The following is a 19168-nucleotide window of genomic DNA, read 5'->3' as shown; positions in this document are numbered from 1 at the left end:
GACGGTCCCCTCCTATTCGGGAATCAGCTCGTACAATTCCCCGTATTTTTTTCCGTCCGTAAAAAAGAGGCGGATGACATCCTTTTTTCTGACTTCAATTTCTGGCAGCAAATTCTCACCCGGCTGTATATCTCGGATAAAGGCATACTGCGTACCATCATCCTTGCTTACAGGAGTCGAGCCTTCCTTTTTGACGTAGCAAAGCACGTCCTTTGAGACAGGAATCTCTGAAAAAATGCGGATCTGCAAGGACTGATAGGCGCTAAACCAGCTTCGCCCCCGCTTGAACGAGTACCATATCTTTGCCTTTCCCGTGCGAACGTGGACGATGTGCGCCTCTCCTGGTGGGATGAGCATGACGGGCTTGCCCTGCTCCAAGCGGCACGGGAAAATGCGGTACGTATACCGCCCGATTCCCTCGCTTTTTCCCCGAAGGCCTTTATGGGCCTTGTATTCCTCTCGCGTGTACAGCTTAAGCTCGGTATCGCTGATCTGGCTTACGTCAAACGGTTCCCCATACGAAGAACGATGAACGTAAACACAGGGAACCTCATCCGCCCAATGCCAGTTGATCACGTATTCATTGCCTTGCAGCTGACAGACGACATCCTTGATGGAGAGCTGTGTAGTCTCTTCCCATTTGATCATCACTCATCATGCTCCTACTCTACAGATCAAAGCGCTTGCTGGTACGATTTCCCGACTCCAGCAGCCTTGCTGACGAACGTTTTCCCTGATCCATTCCGTTTTTGAACGAAGTCTGCCCTCCGCTCGCTGAAGCCGGAATAAAAGCGGTGAACAACGTCATCACGACAGCCAGCAAAGCGCAGGCGAGCATACGTACCGTCGTGTCCAGCCACTGCGCCGAAGTCAGTCCCGACTCCAGCAGCAAACCTGCGAGAATACCCGCTACCGCTCCCCCAATCGTGAAGCTTTTTGCGAGATGACGGTTGTCAAAAATCAGGCCCAGCGACAATCCGAGCAGGCCCCCGATGATCAGCATGCCAATAACGCGAATGATTGCAAAAAACGTGCTGTCAGCTGTTGCGCCTGTGCGTTCCGAGACAAAATTCCGGTCCTGGCGGCTCATGTCGTAGATTTGTCCAAAAATACCTGTTAGCTCTTCCGCATGGTCCACATTAAAATACGTACCGCCCGTCTCCTCGGAAATACGTTTCAGCAGGTAGGTTCCATCGGCATCCACCTGACTCATGCCCACTGTGTGAATATGCATGCCTGCTTGCTTGTAAGGCTCCATCACCTTTTGCAGATCGACGTTGCTGTAGCCATCCGACATGAGCACCACTGTGCTGTTCGGATTCAGCTGCCCCGCAGACTGCAGCTGATCCAGAGCGGCTTGCAGGGCCTCGTCGATTTGTGTCCCTCCGCTAGGTCCGGGATAGTTCTTCAACTTGGCGATGACGGTGTCCTTGACGTTTTGATCCTTTAGCAAAACAAGTGGCTGCAGCACTTCTGCCCGGCTATTAAATGTGATCACACCGACTTGCATATCACTGTCCATTTTCCCGACAACATCAGCAGCCGCTTGGAACAACTGATTGTTCGGGTCTGTCTGCTTCATGCTATCGGACGTATCCAGCAGCATGACGATATTGTCCGTACTGCTCGAGCGCTGATAGGAAAAGCCGTAAAGCAGCTGCAAAAGCATGGCAGCAACCCCTACCATGACCAAGGTGCTTGGCACCAGCATCCTCCACGATGCGCCTGCATAACGCTGCTTCCAGCCATGTCCGTTTAGACGAGGGGAGATCATTTCCGCCACCAGGCACATCAGCCCTACGAACAAAGCGAACTGTCCGAAATACAAGCCCATCAAAAGCCATTGCGGAAGCTCTGCGGACAGCTGGGACAAGATGACTTCTCCCACGACAAAGCCAATCGCACCCCCGATCAGGCTGCACACGATCATCAGCAGGCTCAGCTTTCTTTGACTCATGACAATTCCTCCTTTCCTTGGCGGTGAAAGACGTATCCGTTATCCATGTAGGAAGAATGGTATTTCTTGTTGTTTCGGTAATACATCAAGTCATCCAGGCCAAATCCACCCATCAGATTCATTTTTTCTATACCGCTCTTCCCGGCTTCGTGAATGCAGCCTTGCTTGTAGGTTCTCGTCGCTTCCGTCTCCCGCAGCACGTACTGTACGAAGTCGTTTTGAAGGTCGGCAAACCAGTATTTCTCTTCGTACCGATGCTTTTGCAGGAAATGAAAGACTTCTACATGCACGGCTGCCCGCTCTTCGAGGACGAGAGATAAGTCTTGGAACAAGTCCTCCCTCGTCAGGACTGTCCGGTTGTCGTAGGCAGCCGCTACATTCGCTCTCGCCAGCAGCTCTGCCTCAAAGGACAACGCAAACGGCGAGCGAGTCAAAATCTCTGTTCGGCAAAAAGCACAAAGGCGTTCAAGCAATCCCGATATTCCGTGCGTAAAGAGCAGCGCGCCGCTGCCAATATAACGGTTGTCCAGATAAAACCCTTGGCCGCGCTGGGATTCCTGCGATCGGATCGTCTCTGTGACGACTGACTCGTAGTACTCGTCCATGTTCTTGCCCAGGTAGTCTGCTGCTTCCTTGACGCTTTTTTGGGCAATCGCTCTCAGCTGCTTTTGCAGCTCCTCCAGCTGCGCTACCTGCTCGCCGATTCGTTTATGGAGCTGCTTGGCTTGCTGCTCGTAGCCCAACAGGACCTGCAGCACAAGCTCCCATTCCAGGATCTCCGCCTTTTTGTTATATACCTTTGCGAACAGATGGCGGACAAAGGTGCGGACGCGCTCTTTATCCCTCGTGAAGAATCCCCCTACACGAAGCTCCTGCTGATCCACCCGCTCTTGGCAGATGTCGTCCAGCTCGGCTTTTGTCAGCTCCAGCTGTCTTTGCGTTTCCTTGATTCCTGTTCGCAGCTCATCGAGCAGATTCGCCCCAATCGCTGTTTCCGAAGTGAGCTGATACGCCGCATACAGTCCGTATCGTTCATCCTCGATAATTTCCTGCGAAATCAGCTGTGCGAGTGACGACTTTTCCAGCAAGCCGTCCAGATTGCGGCGAGCCAGCTGAACGTAATGGTGCTCAAAAAAGGACTGACTATTGCCATCAAACAAGGCCAGCTCTGCCTCCCGCAGATTCATGCCAGACAGCTCACTGTAGCTGACTCCCGAGGTCATGAGCCCGTTCATTTCCGTCAAAATGTCCTGGTCAGGAAAGGCTGCGCTTACGATCCGCTGCACATCATGCGCGGTTAAACCCAGCTTTTCACGGGCTTTTGTCTTCGGCAGACTGTCACCCTCCTGCAGACGCTCCCAGTAGCGGTCGAATACGGCAGCCAGTACAGTCAGCGCGATCGCGTGGGTAGGACGCTTTACCTTGGAGAGTCCAGCTGACGCAAAGGTGGCTTGCCCGCTATCGACAGTAATACTGCGAATAAACTGCAGCTTGTTGTAGCCTTCGCTGTTCTCATCTACGGCCGTCTCCGCCTCTTTGTTGTTCAGCAGTACCAGATTGCTGATCAGCTCATCGTTCTCCGCAAGCCCACCGTCCAGAAACAGACCATGCTCAGTCTTGTCACTGAGCAGGTAGGTGAGTGAAAACAGCGGTGCTTGTGCATGCAGGGCAGGCAGCTTGATTCCATCCTCGGTGACCATCAGATTGGCCCCGTAGCGATAGTCGCTTCGTTGGAATTGATCGACCTCTTCCAAAAACTGAACCCCGAGTGCCGAGGAGAAGCCAAAGCCGTCGCCGCCGCTTTTTTCCTGCAGCAGTACATACAGATCCGCCGAAACGTTTTTGAACATCTCCTGCAAATAGCTTTTGAGTAGCATCGTCAATTCCGGCAGCAGGATGTTTGCCGGATCATCCGAGCGGGTCACTACAGCAATGTTCACCTGTTGAAACGAAGCAAACAGCTTGCCCATCTCTGCGACGCGGATGCTGACCTGCTTCATGAACTTGTTGACGTCCATGATGAGCGATTCATCCTTCATGAACCGCTCAAAGAGGGAGGCACGCATCGTCTGTCTGTTTGCATCCAGTTTTGGCAGCTGGCAGCCGAAAACCTGGGGATGCTCCCAAGTCTCCTCATTGTAGGCGTGGACGTAGAGAACGCCTTGGCTGTTTTGCCACTTTTGCTCATTGATCTCACAGACGGACTGCAGAGCCTGCCTGCTTTTGTCTCCGATAAAGAGGAACAGCACGGGATTTTGAATGCTTCGCTGTCCGTGTCCGCGATCCAGTTGTCCTTCCAAATCCGTAACGTATTCGGTTGCGAATTGCTCCATCAAATCCTTCATGCCTATCCCCCGCCAATCCGTCATTCTTTATTGCAGCGTTTTGCGCATATCATTTACCTTTGCCCACACTTTTTTGTAAAAGCGGTACAGCTCTTCGCCGTTTACGAACTCATCGCGATCGTACTCCAGGTCATTTTTGGTACCCTGGAAGGCGGCTGCGATCTCGTCGAGGCTGCTGATCAGAGCTGCTGTATCCTCAGAGGCTGTCATCGCATCGCTGCGTCTCGTCGCTTTGCGGTTGAGCAAGGCCATCTTTTTCGAATCGAGGGCACGGAATTGCTCGTAGAGAGCGTACTCCACATGCTTGTTCACCTTCATGAGATTGAGGAACGGATCCCATGCCTCTTCTTCCTCATCCTTGTCGTAGACGTAGAGCGCACCTTTTTTGTAGATCGTACCGGTGTACAGCGCCTCGATGAAGCGTGTCACAAGCTCTTCTTCTCCTTGGATCGCGCCCATCAATTGGTCCAGCTCCGCGATCTTCTGCTCGATCTCTTCGTATTTACGCACTTCCTCTTGCATCAAACGGATCAGCTCCGGATAGCGAATCAGATTTTCCTTTGCCATGTCCTCGTTGATGCTGCCAAAAATATCGCGCGTAAATTCGCGCTCCAGACCTTCCTTCATGAAGCCTTTCAGCTCTAGAAGAAGTCGCTTCATTTCACCTGGATTGAGCTTTGCGCTGTCTTTTGGCAGCTGCTGTGCCTCCAAATACGACGCGATGCTGAAAGGTTTGGTAATGATGCACTCGTAGCGGCTGCTCGTTTTGCTGTCGCTGCCTTTCTCCCGGATGCTGCCGAAGCCTTGCGCCCGATCGAACAGAGAGCGGACACCTGCATTGTACGCTTTGATCCGATTGTTTTCGTACGTATCTCCCCACGATTTCTCAGGGATAGGGGACGGCAGGTACGCCCAGTTGTTTTTCTCGGTCTGCACGAGGTGGCGACCAATCCCTTCTCGTTCCAGAATGGTGCGCTCATAGCTTTCCTCGTACACCTTCAGCGGCGTATAGACAAACAGGGGAATCCCGTTCTTGGTGTTCAGCCAGAAGATGCGGTTTTTGACTTCGCTCTCTTTGACCGTAAAGCGAGACCCGCTGATCGCTGTATCCTGATAGTTTTTGATCCCTTTGAGAATCGCCGGTGCTTTCAATGGCACCGAGACGAAGCCCCAGGAAGGGAAGTGCATGTTGCCGAGGTTGTTGCTCAGATGGAAGACAGGGATCGCCTCGTCATCCAGCTTGCTCGCAATCTTGCGCTCTACGATACGATCCAGCGTCTCGTCCTGACCGTACTTGATCACCAGGAAATCCTCCATGGACTTGGTGATCAGCTCCCCGAATTTCTCCGACAGGAAGTCTGAGATTGAGCTGACAATATCCAGCTCCTGCTCCTTGACCCATTGGTCGGAGCGCTCCAGCAGCTCGCTTGTGAAATCGCGGATCAGGTCGTCGGCATCCTTTTGCTCCAAAATATTTCCGATGACCTTGGCGATGTCCGGTACGTTCACGATGTTCCAGTAGTACGTTTTGTTGCCGGTGCGATCGCTCTCCTCGCCGCCGCCTATCAGGATGTCGCCGTTCTTTTCAAAGATCTGATTGAGCGTATTTAGCACTTCCGTAAACACGCTGTAGATGCGGTTGTTTTCCGCATTGAGCAAACGGTGGAGCTCTTCGTAAAACTCGATCATCTGCTCCAGCTTTTCCTGGTCAGCCAAGAGCTGGTATTCGTTAATCTTTGCATCGATGTAGATGTTTTTCTTTTTCTCTTTGGAAATGAAGGCACTGCGAGCGTCACCCAGCTTTTCCTGGGCTGTCTCGCGCGCTCCCTCGATCTCACGCGGGAAGCTTTCCAGATTCGCTTTCAGGCTCTCTACGTAAGACAGAATCATCTTCATCAGGCAGAAGCCTTTGTCCGATTGAATCAGACGTGATGCGTAGAAGGGACCTTGCTCGGGATGCAGGAACACCCGCTTAATCATGTCTCCGAAGACTGCGATCAGCTCACCTGGCAGCTGCTTTTTTGACTTGATGTACTGCTCTCTCGCCTTGGCCAGATAGCCTTGCTCCAGCTCGTGGTCGACGCTCACGACCTGCTGGCTGATGACGTTGCTGTAGTTCATTCGCTCGCTGTTTTCATAGCCTGGCAACGGCTCTGGTACGCGCTCCTCAAACTTGCGAGAGATCGAGTCGATATCGATGCCGAGCTTGCGTGCAAACTTCTCCGCGTCCTCTTGTGTAGGCGCTACAGTGAACATCTTCTCCATCTTTTTAAACAGGCGATACGCCAAGTAGGTCGTCATTTCCTCGATCGGCAGCACCGCAGAGGAAGCACCGATGACATTGTACTGGTAGTTGGCCGCGTACGCCTTTGGCATCTGGTTGATATTCGTACGGATGTTGCTGATATAGTCATGGATCGCAAACTCTTCGCCGGAGCGCTTTTCCTCACTCGCCATGAAGTTCGTGATATTCTCTGCTGTCACGTTCATGCAGTAATCGTAGGCGTTTTCCAGCGCTTTGCCTTCCAGATTGGTGGCTGAAATCAGGTGGCACAGGTTGAACGGCGGCATCGGCGATTGTACGTTTAGCACGCTGCCGTACTGCTGACGGAAGCGCTCGCCCCGCTCGTCTGCGTTCATCCAGTAATCCAGTTCCTTCAGCGCTGCATAGCCGTTTTTCATGATGTAGTCGCGCGTATGGGAGCTGAGGCTTTTGTTGGACAGATTGACGTCAGGCGTAAACAGATAGCCCAGCGTATTGACCTTATCCACTCCTGCGCTGCCGAAGTCGCGTTCCAGAATCCCGCGAACAATGTAGGCGATGTCGAGGAAGCAGCCGCTTCCCGTACCACCGGAAATCCCGCTCAGCAGGAAAACTGTCAGCTTCTTGTTAGTGCCTTCGCACAGCATTTTGATCTTTTTCTCGATGGTCTGCACGACCTGAGTGATTTTTGTAAACAGGAGCAAACGACCTGCCTGTCGCACACCGGATGCCCCGCTGATCCCATCCGTGATCGTCAGCTCTGGAGAAAGCCACTCCGTGATGTACGGCTCGAGAATACTGCGGTTTTGCAGCACGCCCCCGATCTCGGGATTGGAAAGCAGGACAAACTCGGTAACTGGGTCGAGCCCGATGCCCTTGTACTTCTTGTTGCGGTCATGCTCGTTGGTCTCAAATGCGATAAACTCGATGTTGTCCGGCTTTTCCTTGCGTTTCTTGGAAAGATGGTCCACCGGGAGTTTGAAGCGTCGGTTCACTTGATATTTCAGGCGCAAAAGCGCGTCGATGCCTGTCCCACCCAACCCAATCACGAGCATCGGATTGTCGATGGTGTCTACCCGAATCTTGTCGCTGACGATTCCTCCTCCAAGCGATACGTCCAACTGCTGAATATGCTCTCTTACTACTGCTTTCATATGGGATCCACTCCTAGACGATGTAGTCTACAAAAACGGACTTATTGACACTGGTCATTGAAATCTTGATGCGATCGTTTTTCTTCAGTTCCTTGCCCTGGCTCATGTCGAGGACGCGTCCAGCCTTCTCAATTCGACAGCTGGAACGGTTCTCGATGATCAGCGTATCGTTTTTGCCTGGCAACAGAATGACTTTGTCCGTCTCCTGAAACTCCGGCGCCAGCTGAAGCAGCTGATGGAGACGGACCTTGCCTTTGAAGCTGCTGAGCTTTTTGTACTGCGGGTTGGACTTGTCGCCCGTATCCTCATCCACGATCTCGATTGCTACTTGCCCAGCAAAGCCTTTGTTCGCTTTGCGATAGATGGAGAGGGCGTACAGAGCTCCTGCTGCCACGATCAGGAGAATGACTGCTCCACCTGCAACCAACAGCCACGGGAACGGCTTCTCATCTGCATCTGCTCCCGTCGTCGGCTGCCCGGAAGTAGTACCTGCTCCTGCCGTCGAAGAGGCATCGACGAGAAGAGGCGGTGTCTCCCGATAAAAACTAGCGTCCTCCGCTTTGATTTTCAATTCGTACGCGTGGTCAGCAGGAATCGTAAAGCTTCCTTCAAAGCCGCTGCCCGTGTTGGTCAAAGGCTCTTCGCTTGTTTTCTGATCGGTTTTGTCCGTGATGATCAAAGTCCCTTTCATCTGCTTGTACAAATCGGGACTGTTTACTTTTTGTCCATTGCTCACCAAAGCTGCTTTTACAGGTACCACGTCGCCCGCTTGGAAGGTCTGGTTCTTGAGCGGCTCCATCTCCAGCTGCAGGTCGTAATTGTAAATCATGTTGATGTCGATCTTTTCCTTGGGCACCCCTTTTACCTGAAGCGACCAATCGCCCTGTTGGGGTTTTACCAGCTTGAGCATCGTATACGCGCTCGAACGGGAGAGGCGAACATCGTTAGACGGAATCGCCACTTCCTTGCCCGCCGGATCGAACAATTTCAACTCAACCGATTTTTGCGACATGATGGAGATGTTTGCTTCCAGCACATTTGCATTCGGAATGTTGATCGGCACTTCCTGGATTTGACCGTTGGAAGTGAAGCTTTTTATCGGCACGACCTTTAGCTTGAGATGGTTGGCAAAGATTTCGCTTAAAATGGCAGGCAGCTTGTCCGCCGTGCTCGTTTCAAAAAACTTCCCCTTCGTCTGCGTCGCGATCTGCTGCAGGGTCGTCCGGTTCAGCTGTCCATCCGCATTCAGACCAATCGTATAGATCGGATAGCCTTTGCTCTGTGCAGCCTTTACCGCATCCTGCAGCCTTTTGTCCGACTGGGCCGCAGATCCGCCTGCCGCTTCGTTCAGGTAGTTGTTTCCGTCAGCGAGAAGTACGATGATCGGCGCGTTTGCCGGATCATGACCCGCATCGAGAATTTTCACGGCTTCGGTGACACCGACAGATATATCCGTGTAGGCTCCCTTTTGCAGGCTGTCGATGAACGATTTGATGTCGTTCTTGTCTTGCTCGGAATTCACCTCGATCAGTGCCTTTTCACGTTCGATCTTGTCGGTATAGGAGATGATTCCAATTTTGTTCTTCTCGATCGACGTCATGTCCACGAACATTTTCATCGCTTCGTTGCTTACCTTGTTTTTATCGCTTTGGGTCATGGAGTTGCTGACGTCCACGACTAGCACGGCATCCATGTTGCTTGCGCTGGTTTGTGCAAAACTCATTTGTGTCCCCGTCAGGGCGAAGACCAGCAGCAGTGCTGTACAAACGACGTATCGACACAACACGCTGAAACGTATCATTCTTTAGAACCTCCGCTGTACACAGTATTTGCGAACTATTGCAAAAAAAGGTAGACTATGACACTATTACCACTATTTTCAGAGGTAGCAGTAGCCAAAAAGACATGTATGATTGCCTCTATCACGTAATACGATACAACCCGTTTCTTTGTTACAGATTTCGACACTATCAATTTTTAGGAGAGAAATTATGGTATCCTACTTCCTTCTCGCTGCAGCTTTTGTCCTACTTGCCGTGCGCTTTACCAAGCTGCTTCGGTTGAAGCGGCGTAATCTCTCAGCCAGAGAAATCGATCAGCATTTGCACGCCTTGCTGAATGAAAAGAGGGAACGCCCATGAGGAAAAAAATCGGGGTCCTGTTCCGGAAAACGCAAAAAACAGCCTACACCTTTGAACGCCTGAAAGCGTGCAAGCACTGCCATACCTATCACGTTTTGTGGGACACGCACTGTGAGGAGTGCGGGCGTGAATACCAGCCCATTCGCAAGCTGTCTGCCTCGGTTACCCGCCGTTATGTGCAGACGCGCTTTTTACTCATGGTCCTGTTCGTCTGTCTGGCTATCCTCTGTGCCAAATCCCTCTCGCAGATTTTGATTGCAGGCGGTGTAGGGATCTTGCTGTTTGCCCTTTTTTACTGGATGCAAAAAAAATACGGCTCCTATGAAAGAGACGCTCAGTTTCTACCTTTCCTTTCGCAAGAGCAGGACGCGATCAAGAAATCGCTCGTGCATCATCTCGAGGAGATCGGTGCGGATGTGAAAGCCGAGCGCTATAAGGAAGCGTACGAAAAGATACGTGAGATCGGGCATTTCATCCACTCGGATACGATCAAAATCCGCAAGATCATGTTTCTCAACCACTTTATCCTGCGCAAGGACATGGAGCTGGAGCTGGAGACGGTCACCCCCTCCACCTATGACAAGGATTTCGTCGAGTATTTGCGCGAGGTGATCAAGGTCCAGCCGTCTCTCGTCAAAAAGTCGGTACTCGACTACGCCAGACGCTACAAGGCCTATATCCTTTTGCAGGAAAACGGCGAGCAGCTGATGGGACAAATCGCAGGGGCAGCTCTTCGCATGAGGCCGTACATCGATCAGTATCAGGACCTGATCATCGAGTTCATCGACTTCATCCCACGCGATCGTTTTCTGCGTCTCGCCAAATTGGTGCACACCCATCGCCACGAAGGCTGGGAGCTGCTGTATGCGGCAACGAAAAGGCGCGTAGATGCACAGTTCGCTTTTGACCCCGACTTTGCCGGTATCTCGTAAAGGAGCGCGAAGCCATATGATTTCCTCCTATCAAAAATCGCTTTGGTCTCGCAATCTGATGCTGGCACTCGTCGTGGTTGCCATAATCGGCGTCGCGCTGAAAATCGGGTGGAGCCTGCAAAAGATCAAGCTGTATGATCAGGCGCTGGCTTACTACGAAGCCAAGGATCTGGTTAAAGCAGAAGAAACCTTCGCAAAAGCAAATGAACATGCAGGCATCGAGTACGGGGATGAGGCGTGGACTACTCAGATGTCGGGTCTGACGGACATTCGAGAGGAGCTGGAATCCCTCTCCAGGCAGGCTCAGCCTGCTATCAAGGACAACCGGGAAGAAGAGGTTCTCCAAGCCTATCGCAGCTATCAATCCTTCAAACGAGAGGTAGAAGGGCGACAGGAAGCACAGGCCGCTACCTTTTTTCAGACGATCTCTACTCGGCTTGGCCTGGAAAAGGGCTGGAGTGCGTACTACCAGCAAGCAATCCAAAAAGCGAAAGCTCAAATGCAGTCCTTGCAGGTCAGCGATCAGCAAGCCTTGATCCATACGCTCGTCCTCGTTCCTGATGAATATTTCGGAGGCACGGAAAAGAAGGCGCAAGAGCTCGAAACACTCTTCCGCCGCTATGAAACGGCCAAGCTTCAAGAACGGGCGGATTCGCTCTCGTTTCTGGATGTCATCACGCAAACCGCCAAGAGCATCGAGCTGTACAGACAGGAGGGAATATCCTCCGATTGGCTCCAAAAGCAGCTCGAGCGCTATGCCAAAGGCGAAATTGGGCGAGTCATCAGGCAAAACGACCTGCCGGGCTTTGTCGCCATGGCAAAGGCGTACCGGCAAATCCAAAATGTGCTGCCGGATAAATCGGAGGTCTTAGCGACGATCGAGTCCCATTTGCAGAGTCTGATCGAGCAAGCGGAGAATTACGCCAAGCAGCATAAATTCACGAAGGCGACAGACCTGTACCAGGAGCTCAGCGGTTTATTGGACACCTCCTCACTGCTGACTGGAGTGGACGAGCTTTGGACGCAGTTTGATCCCTCTCGTCTCCTGCAGCAAAAATACCCGGATCAAGCGTTCGATCCGGTTTTTACAGGCAGCGACCACTGGGGTGCGAAGACCTATGCGATCGGCGTCGATCAGAAGGAGCGCCGCATCTATTTTGCAGCAAAGCCCACCGAGAACGAGGCTCCCGTATCCTTCGATCTAGCCTTGGACATCGATACAGACTTTACCTTTACGCTCTCCAAGCTGGAGGATGATCGCGATAGCCCCGTCCTCCTCGTTCAGTCAGTAGGGAAGGAGCGCGCTTACGTATATACAGGTCTCGTTCCGCAGCTATCCAAAAACAGTTTCGATACGCGATTCGTCATCGAAGCAGATGACTTGACCGTAGAAGATGCGGCGCGGGTCATTGTGAAGAATGCTGTAGGACCGGGTGAAAACGAGTTGGCTTCGTTTGAATTCGGCAGAAAAGGCTTGGAGTATGTAGAAAAGCTCGAGGATCTTCAGCCGGAATCCGAAGAGCCAGCTGATCCTGCCGTGCCCTCTGCGACTGAGGAAGAAGGGGACTCTCAAAGCGGGCAAGGCACCCCAGAGCTTCCAGGCGCGCCATCAGTAGAGGTGCCTCACACTCCATCTGCAGGGCATTCAGTAGACGTTTATGCCGGTCCTGGCAAGGAATACAAAGTCATTGGCCAAGTCTCTCTGGACAGTTCCATCCAGGTCGTTACCGATCTGAATGGCTGGTACCAAATCCAGTTTGACGGCAAGGAAGGCTGGATTGAGACGCCGAAAACAGCGAACTAGCCCTGCCAAAAACGAAAAGCTTCAGTAGCAGGAAGGCACCCCTTTCCTTCCTACTGAAGCTTGTATTTTATAATGGCCTCGCTCTTCGTCAGGATATCGAGATGGTTGGCCTCTACCACGTATTTCTCCCCTTGCAGGGCAAAGACGCTATCCATCATCACGTTCCCGTCTCCCATATCGCTGTGGATCGCACCCACGACACGTCCGTCGACCCATTTTACCGGGGAGAGGGGAGGCACCGTTTTGAGGTACTGAACGGTATTTTGGCCAATTCCGGCAACGAGCGTGACAGGAATGCCCCTGGCGGGAATGATGTGCATCTGTTCATTTAATTCATCCAGCACTCTGTTTTTGACGAGCAAGGAGTCGTACGGGACGAACATCTCGATTCCGTCCCTTCTCTCCAGCAAATAGTCCCCGTACGCGCGGGCAGGCACGAGATCGAGCAGACTGGGGAAATTGCGGTGAATCGCCTCGATCTTGTTGCGGGGCAGCCCACGCTCCAAATACGCCAGATACACCGTCATGTACAGCTCCACTACGTTCTTTGTCGGGGCAACGGATTGCGGCAGCTTTCCACCAGCCCAGTAGCAATAGCTGACCGGAGATCCCGCATTCGGCGTAGCTAAAATAATCATCTGTGCGACATCGTTTTGATACGCATCGCTTTGTACGTAGGCACGCCCCACAAGTCCGCCCATGCTATGGCAAATCAAATGGACCATGTCAAATCCCGTTTCCTGCTTTGCCCAAGCGATCGTCTGCATGAGGTACTCGGCCGTATAGGCGATAGGCTGTCTCCAGTCGTAAAAAGCGATGAACAGCTCTTTCCCCATACGATAGCCCATGCTCTCCAAGAGCTGCATCATCGGCTCGTAGGCTGTTTTCGCCAAACCAAAATTCCAATCCCCTGTTCCGGGCACAATCTGATCACTCATGGAACCAAACAAGCCAGGAACAAAAACAATCGGCATCTTTTGCGTGTGGAGGTAGACCACGTTTCCCTTCCTCTCTTTGCTGCGTGGAAAAATCGCTATGTCTTTGCCTATTCCGGTTTGGCTTGGATGGTTCCGAGCTATTCGGATCGCGAGTGCGAATCTATGAAAATGATACAATTGTCCCCTCTTTCTATCGAAACAAAGCGCTATAATAAACGTCTAACGTTACAGAATCCCTATACGGTTTGAAACGTTTCCTTTTGGATGAAAAACATTACTTGTCGGAGGATTGGCAAAATGAAGTTGCGCAAGTGGTTTACGCTTTTGCTCATGTTCGTCCTGTGCATACCCGCGATAGGCCTATCCGTGCAGGCACAATCAACACCCGAGATCAGCATTTACTTAGACGGACAGCAGGTCAAAAGTGACGTCGCTCCGTACATACTTCCCAAAGTAAACGTCACAATGGTGCCCCTGCGGGTAATCAGCGAAAGTCTGGGCGCCGAAGTTTACTGGGATCAAAACAAGCAAACCGCAACGATCTTAAAAGATGACACCGTTCTGTCCATGACGGTCAACCAAGCATACGCGCTGGTCAACGATGGAAGCGTACCGCTGGATGCTTCCGCACAAAACAAACAAGGCCGCGTCATGGTCCCCCTCCGCTTTGTTTCCGAGCAGCTTGGCCTCAAAGTCAGCTGGGAGCAGTCGACGCGAACCATTACCTTGCGCACGGACACAATCGACATCGATGCACCTGCCAATGAGGAGATCGACATCCCCATAACTGATCAAGAAATCGATCCTGTTCCGGTCCCTGTTCCGACTACACCTGTCGATACGGGAGGCTCCATGCGCGGTGTTTGGATCTCCACGGTTTTCAATCTCGACTGGCCGTCCACCGGCTCTTACAACAATCAAACCAAACAGCAGCAGGAGTACGTCCAGCTGCTCGATGAACTGCAAGGCATGGGCATGAACACCGTATTTGTGCAGGTACGCCCTTCAGCAGATGCGCTGTATCCGTCCTCCCTCGTTCCTTGGTCAAAAGTTTTGACGGGTACACAAGGCAAAAATCCGGGATACGACCCGCTCGCTTTCATGATTGAGGAAACACATAGACGCGGCATGGAGTTCCACGCCTGGTTCAACCCGTTCCGAGCCAATACAGACGCCAAGACGGATCAGCTCGCCGCCAATCATGTCGTGAAGCAGCATCCAGACTGGATCGTCAATTCCAGCAGCAAGCTGTACATCAATCCAGGGATTCCGCAGGCGCGTCAGCAGATCATCAGAGAAATCATGGAAGTGGTCTCGCGCTACGACATCGATGGTGTCCACCTGGATGACTACTTCTATCCATCCAACGGCACCTTTAACGACGATGCTACCTATAAAACCTACAACAGTAAAAAAATCGCGAACAAAGCCGACTGGCGCCGCGACAACATCAACCAGTTTGTCCAGCAGCTGAACGCATCGATCAAAAGCGCGAAGCCAGGTGTACAGTTCGGTATCAGTCCGTTTGGTGTTTGGCGGAACATAGCCGTCGATCCAACCGGTTCCGATACAAAAGCGGGTGTCACCGCGTACGACAACATGTATGCAGACGTGCGGACTTGGATCAAACAAGGCTGGCTGGACTACGTGACTCCGCAAATTTACTGGAGTATGTCCTTTGCACCAGCTCAATACGACAAGCTCGTCACCTGGTGGTCCGACGAGGTACGCGGTACGAACGTGAAGCTCTACATCGGTCACTCTCCTTACAAGCTGGGAACCGCCGAGGCTGGCTGGCAAAATGCACAGGAAATCATCAACCAGCTCGATTACAACGCTCTTCATCCAGAAGTGAAGGGCAGCATCTTCTTCAGTGCCAAAGACTTGCGGAAAAACCCGCTCGGTCTGATACAGGCGCTCAGCAGCTACTACAGCCGCTAGGTTAGATAGCAGCAAAAACCCCCGAGCAGGAGCAGCGCATAATCGCTGTCAGGTTCGGGGGTTTCCTATTGGCATCTTCCATGCTGTATTCAGCTATATTTGGGGGGAATCCGGCTTTGCCTGGTAGTGGAAATTCGGCGATTCCATCCGGTTATCGTAGGAGCTGTGAAAAATGTGCGTAGCTGCAGGTGAAATCGGTGGAATCAGCCACGTCCAATCCCCTGTAACCGCGCGCTCCTTTTTCTTTTCCCGCTCTTCAAACCGCTGGAATTGCTGGCTCGCCGTGTGGTGATCGACAATAGACACGCCTTGCTCCCTAAAAGAATGCAGCACCGCTACGTTCAGCTCGATCAGCGCTTTATCCCTCCAGAGTGTTGATTCGCGGCTAGTGTCCAGATTCAGGAGATCGGCTACTTTCGGCAGCAGGTTGTAGCGCTGCTCGTCCGCGAAGTTTCTCGCTCCGATTTCCGTTCCCATGTACCAGCCGTTGAACGGCGCCGACAGATAATTGATGCCCCCAATTTCCATGCGCATGTCCGCGACAATGGGGACCCCGTACCACTTCAACTGCAAATCAGCAATTGATGCGTGCTCGGGATGCACGATCGGGACCTCGATCACCAGCTCTCGCGGAATTTCAAAAAACTGTGGACGGTTGTCCCCCAGCTGAAGGACCAGCGGCAGGATGTCGAAGTGAGTGCCTTCTCCCTGCCAGCCCAGGCTCTCGCATAGTCGGGTCAGCGCAAGCGACGCCGGATCGCCCAGCACGCCGTATTCCGTCTCATAGCCAGCATACCGGATCAACTGGTGATTCCAAATACGCAGCTGCGGCTGGCCCTCGCGATGAGGCGCAAATACGGTAATGGTCGGACGTATCTTCCCGCCGTTTGTCGCGTACTCGATATGATGAAACAAGGCTTTGGCCATCTGTTCCTCGGTTTTGACCTCGCGTGCATTAAATACATGCAGCGTTTCCCAAAAAAATCGTCCGATGCAGCGATTGCTGTTTCGCCATGCCATTTTTGCTCCATGGCGCAGCTCCTCGGCTGTATGCTCATACGTTCCATGTGCCGCGATCGATTCGCGCACTTCCTGCAGGCGTTTTTCCAGCTCTTGCGGTGTTTTCTCCAGCTCGCCGTAGCACGTGTGGATGAAGCGCTCAGCGGCCGCTAACAGTTCTCGATGTTCCATAGTGCCCTCTTTTCACGCTCGTGTTGTCCCCATTATAGTTTTTTACCGGGCTCATTACCAATCTCCTAGCACATACGTCACAGATCTGTTAGAAACCCCGTTACGCAGCATTATTTTGGTGCTTCCGCCCGCCGCAGCTACCGCACCACTGGGACAAAATACATCCAGATCGCCACCAGCACAATCAAAGAACCCGAGATCACAAACCACATCGCTACTCCCAATACCTCTGCCAGCCCAGATACGCCCATCAGGCAAGCGATCACGACGAAAGCGATATAGCCGGAAGTCGGCAAAAGGCCCGATCAACGCCTGCGGCAAAAAGCCCGCCATGGATGCCTACTCGATAAGGGAAAGTGTGTCAATTGGAAGTCACGACCTTATTTGGACATAGTAGTGACATAATCCATGGTTATCCTACATATTGAGGTGTTTTTTTATGAAGCTGTTAATTATTGAAGATGACCATCATCTGTCGGATACGATCAAGGAAACGGCACAATCCCTGTTTGAAACGACGCAGGCCTTTGACGGCGAGGAAGGCTTGTTTTTAGCTGCACAAAACATATTTGATGTCATCATTCTGGACATCATGCTGCCCCATTTGAACGGCTATGAGGTGCTCGAACAGCTCCGCGCGCAGCACGTAACGACTCCCGTCATCATGCTTACCGCCAAGGACGGGATTGATGACAAAATCCACGGCTTCAAAAAAGGAGCCGACGATTATTTGGTGAAGCCGTTTCACCGGGAGGAGCTCCTTCTGCGTCTCGAAGCTCTCGTACGTCGCAGAGTCGGTGATTTTAACGACCAGACGCTGCGCTTTTTGGACCTACAAATCAACACGAAAAACTATCAGGTCAGCATCGGCGACGAAGTACTCAAATTGAGCGGGAAACAATACGACCTGCTGGAATACCTGCTCAACAACCGCAATACCATCCTGACCAAGGAGCAGATTTTTGATCGCATCTGGGGCTTTGACTCCGATACGTCCACGTCAGTCGTCGAGGTGTACGCCAGCAACCTCCGCAAAAACCTGAAGAAGTACGGCTACGACAAGTACATCAAGACATTTCGCGGACTCGGGTACATGCTGACGGAATCCGGTGATGGCGATGAGTGAGAATAAAATCATTACCCGGCAGAAAATGACCTTCGTGATCTACAATTTCATCGCCTTCACCCTGATCTTTTCCATATTCGGTCTGATCATTTTCAGCCAGATGAAGCTGACGCTGTACTCCAAGACGGATGTGGACCTTTTTTCGTTCAAAAGAAACATCGAGCAGCAGGGTTTGCCTCCGCTGCAAAAGCGAACCTACGGCCCACCTGATGAAAGACAGCGCGGTCCCATGCCGTTCATGCCTAATCCGCGCATCACGATTCTTACCTGGAATCAAAACGGTGAATTAATCAACACGGAAGGCAACATCGGATATTACGGAGATATTTTCTCAGATCTGGCTTTGGTGCCGAGTGATCCGCCAACGACCATTGTCATCGATGGACAATACCACTTTCGATCACTGACGCTGCCTGATCCCAATCCACAGGACGAGATTGCCACCATTCAGCTTTTAGTCAACGTCGATGGGGAGCAGAACGTCATTCACAATTTTCAAACCATCCTGATCATCTGTTCCGTTCTTTTCATTCTGTTGTCGTTGGCAGCGAGCTTTATTTTGTCCCGCCAGACAATGAAACCCATCATACGCTCGTGGAACAAGCAGGTCGAATTTGTGGAAAACGCTTCGCACGAGCTGCGCACGCCGTTGACGATTATTCAAAACAAGGTTGAGCTTTTGCTCACGACACCTTATGAAAAGATCATGGACAGGTTCGAGTCAATCGCTCTGGTTCTCTCCGAAACACGCCGTTTATCCAAGCTCACGACTGATCTACTGACTTTGGCGAGAGCCGACTCCAGCGAGACACAGCTGGTCAAGCAACCCCTTGAGCTCGATCCTTTTGTCCAGGAGGTTTGTGAGCCGTACATCGAGCTGGCGCAGTCGCAATCCAAGCATCTATGGGTCGAGGCACAATCTGGCGCGACCCTTCAAGCGGATAAGAGCAGAATCCATCAGCTCCTGGTGATTCTTTTGGACAACGCGATCAAATACACAGGAAAAAACGACAGCATCCTCGTCAAAACCAGCTCAGACGACCACTTTGTCCACTGTGAAATCAGCGATACGGGGATTGGCATCAGCGAGGAAGGACTGCAGCAAATTTTTGACCGATTTTATCGCGAGGACAAAGCACGCTCCCGGGAAAAAGGAGGCGCCGGACTCGGGCTCTCCATCGCTCAGTGGATCGTGAACAGTCACCACGGGACGATCAAGGCCCTTCACAACCAGCCAAAAGGAACGATCATTCGAATCAAGCTGCCAAAGTAACGCTATACAAAACGACCTGCCTCAACCGTCGCGACGATGGCGGATGGCAGGTCGTTTTTTCTTGTCCGGGCGTTTTAAGCTTTCTTTAAGTTTTAGTAAATAT

14 protein-coding genes are annotated in these 19168 nt (G+C 52.0%); 6 read left to right on the top strand and 8 right to left on the bottom strand.

Going from position 1 to position 19168, the window contains the following annotated elements:
• Positions 1–12: 12 nt before the first annotated feature.
• From ACLIN2_RS28235 to ACLIN2_RS28215, 5 genes are read right to left on the bottom strand one after another with little or no spacing between them, the layout of a single operon-like run.
• Positions 13–648 (bottom strand): beta-mannanase, encoded by a 636-nt coding sequence (locus tag ACLIN2_RS28235; RefSeq protein WP_411504608.1) that lies wholly within the window; start codon positions 646–648, stop codon positions 13–15.
• 19 nt (positions 649–667) lie between these two features.
• Positions 668–1957 carry a vWA domain-containing protein gene (locus ACLIN2_RS28230; protein ID WP_411502794.1) on the bottom strand — a complete coding sequence of 430 codons (1290 nt, stop codon included), beginning with the start codon at positions 1955–1957 and terminating at the stop codon, positions 668–670.
• Positions 1954–4302, bottom strand: a complete 2349-nt coding sequence (locus ACLIN2_RS28225) for a hypothetical protein (RefSeq protein ID WP_411502793.1) — start codon at positions 4300–4302, stop codon at positions 1954–1956. The genes ACLIN2_RS28230 and ACLIN2_RS28225 overlap by 4 nt, the downstream gene beginning before the upstream one ends.
• Positions 4303–4329: 27 nt before the next feature.
• A complete protein-coding gene (locus ACLIN2_RS28220) occupies positions 4330–7719 on the bottom strand; it encodes a tubulin-like doman-containing protein (RefSeq protein WP_411502792.1) in 3390 nt (1129 codons plus the stop codon).
• Between the two features lie 13 nt (positions 7720–7732).
• A complete protein-coding gene (locus ACLIN2_RS28215; RefSeq protein ID WP_411502791.1) occupies positions 7733–9520 on the bottom strand; it encodes a vWA domain-containing protein in 1788 nt (595 codons plus the stop codon).
• A gap of 190 nt (positions 9521–9710) precedes the next feature.
• Here ACLIN2_RS28215 and ACLIN2_RS28210 point away from each other — a divergent pair, with 190 nt between their 5' ends.
• The 3 genes from ACLIN2_RS28210 to ACLIN2_RS28200 are packed head-to-tail and all read left to right on the top strand — an operon-like array spanning position 9711 to position 12596.
• Positions 9711–9860 carry a hypothetical protein gene (locus tag ACLIN2_RS28210; RefSeq protein ID WP_170184335.1) on the top strand — a complete coding sequence of 50 codons (150 nt, stop codon included), beginning with the start codon at positions 9711–9713 and terminating at the stop codon, positions 9858–9860.
• Positions 9857–10792 (top strand): hypothetical protein, encoded by a 936-nt coding sequence (locus ACLIN2_RS28205; protein WP_411502790.1) that lies wholly within the window; start codon positions 9857–9859, stop codon positions 10790–10792. The genes ACLIN2_RS28210 and ACLIN2_RS28205 overlap by 4 nt, the downstream gene beginning before the upstream one ends.
• 16 nt (positions 10793–10808) lie before the next feature.
• Positions 10809–12596, top strand: a complete 1788-nt coding sequence (locus tag ACLIN2_RS28200; protein ID WP_411502789.1) for an SH3 domain-containing protein — start codon at positions 10809–10811, stop codon at positions 12594–12596.
• A 50-nt stretch (positions 12597–12646) separates the two neighbouring features.
• Here ACLIN2_RS28200 and ACLIN2_RS28195 read toward each other — a convergent pair whose 3' ends face one another.
• The gene (locus ACLIN2_RS28195) at positions 12647–13570 is read right to left on the bottom strand and encodes an esterase/lipase family protein (RefSeq protein ID WP_411504607.1); all 924 of its coding nucleotides are present in this window, start codon (positions 13568–13570) and stop codon (positions 12647–12649) included.
• 261 nt (positions 13571–13831) lie between these two features.
• Here ACLIN2_RS28195 and ACLIN2_RS28190 point away from each other — a divergent pair, with 261 nt between their 5' ends.
• Positions 13832–15475 carry a family 10 glycosylhydrolase gene (locus ACLIN2_RS28190; RefSeq protein WP_411502788.1) on the top strand — a complete coding sequence of 548 codons (1644 nt, stop codon included), beginning with the start codon at positions 13832–13834 and terminating at the stop codon, positions 15473–15475.
• 93 nt (positions 15476–15568) lie between these two features.
• Here the strand turns inward: ACLIN2_RS28190 and ACLIN2_RS28185 are convergent, their stop codons facing one another.
• Positions 15569–16666 carry a nitric oxide synthase oxygenase gene (locus ACLIN2_RS28185; protein ID WP_411502787.1) on the bottom strand — a complete coding sequence of 366 codons (1098 nt, stop codon included), beginning with the start codon at positions 16664–16666 and terminating at the stop codon, positions 15569–15571.
• Between the two features lie 137 nt (positions 16667–16803).
• Positions 16804–16962, bottom strand: a complete 159-nt coding sequence (locus ACLIN2_RS28180) for a hypothetical protein (protein WP_411502786.1) — start codon at positions 16960–16962, stop codon at positions 16804–16806.
• 143 nt (positions 16963–17105) lie between these two features.
• Between ACLIN2_RS28180 and ACLIN2_RS28175 the strand changes: the two genes are divergently transcribed.
• Positions 17106–17792, top strand: coding sequence for a response regulator transcription factor (locus ACLIN2_RS28175; protein WP_411502785.1), 687 nt, complete (start codon positions 17106–17108; stop codon positions 17790–17792).
• Positions 17785–19065 (top strand): sensor histidine kinase, encoded by a 1281-nt coding sequence (locus ACLIN2_RS28170; RefSeq protein WP_411502784.1) that lies wholly within the window; start codon positions 17785–17787, stop codon positions 19063–19065. The genes ACLIN2_RS28175 and ACLIN2_RS28170 overlap by 8 nt, the downstream gene beginning before the upstream one ends.
• The last annotated feature ends 103 nt before the right edge of the window (positions 19066–19168 follow it).

This window comes from Brevibacillus centrosporus (assembly GCF_046622605.1).
GTDB classification, from domain to species: Bacteria; Bacillota; Bacilli; order Brevibacillales; family Brevibacillaceae; genus Brevibacillus; species Brevibacillus centrosporus.
Note: the sequence above shows the minus strand (reverse complement) of the source record. Positions and strands in the feature narration are given on the sequence as shown.

What these genes read in the sequence shown, in the direction of transcription:
- ACLIN2_RS28235 (WP_411504608.1), bottom strand. Translation starts at nt 648, where the DNA reads ATGATCAAATGGGAAGAGACTACACAGCTCTCCATCAAGGATGTCGTC.
- ACLIN2_RS28230 (WP_411502794.1), bottom strand. Translation starts at nt 1,957, where the DNA reads ATGAGTCAAAGAAAGCTGAGCCTGCTGATGATCGTGTGCAGCCTGATC.
- ACLIN2_RS28225 (WP_411502793.1), bottom strand. Translation starts at nt 4,302, where the DNA reads ATGAAGGATTTGATGGAGCAATTCGCAACCGAATACGTTACGGATTTG.
- ACLIN2_RS28220 (WP_411502792.1), bottom strand. Translation starts at nt 7,719, where the DNA reads ATGAAAGCAGTAGTAAGAGAGCATATTCAGCAGTTGGACGTATCGCTT.
- ACLIN2_RS28215 (WP_411502791.1), bottom strand. Translation starts at nt 9,520, where the DNA reads ATGATACGTTTCAGCGTGTTGTGTCGATACGTCGTTTGTACAGCACTG.
- ACLIN2_RS28210 (WP_170184335.1), top strand. Translation starts at nt 9,711, where the DNA reads ATGGTATCCTACTTCCTTCTCGCTGCAGCTTTTGTCCTACTTGCCGTG.
- ACLIN2_RS28205 (WP_411502790.1), top strand. Translation starts at nt 9,857, where the DNA reads ATGAGGAAAAAAATCGGGGTCCTGTTCCGGAAAACGCAAAAAACAGCC.
- ACLIN2_RS28200 (WP_411502789.1), top strand. Translation starts at nt 10,809, where the DNA reads ATGATTTCCTCCTATCAAAAATCGCTTTGGTCTCGCAATCTGATGCTG.
- ACLIN2_RS28195 (WP_411504607.1), bottom strand. Translation starts at nt 13,570, where the DNA reads ATGCCGATTGTTTTTGTTCCTGGCTTGTTTGGTTCCATGAGTGATCAG.
- ACLIN2_RS28190 (WP_411502788.1), top strand. Translation starts at nt 13,832, where the DNA reads ATGAAGTTGCGCAAGTGGTTTACGCTTTTGCTCATGTTCGTCCTGTGC.
- ACLIN2_RS28185 (WP_411502787.1), bottom strand. Translation starts at nt 16,666, where the DNA reads ATGGAACATCGAGAACTGTTAGCGGCCGCTGAGCGCTTCATCCACACG.
- ACLIN2_RS28175 (WP_411502785.1), top strand. Translation starts at nt 17,106, where the DNA reads ATGAAGCTGTTAATTATTGAAGATGACCATCATCTGTCGGATACGATC.
- ACLIN2_RS28170 (WP_411502784.1), top strand. Translation starts at nt 17,785, where the DNA reads ATGAGTGAGAATAAAATCATTACCCGGCAGAAAATGACCTTCGTGATC.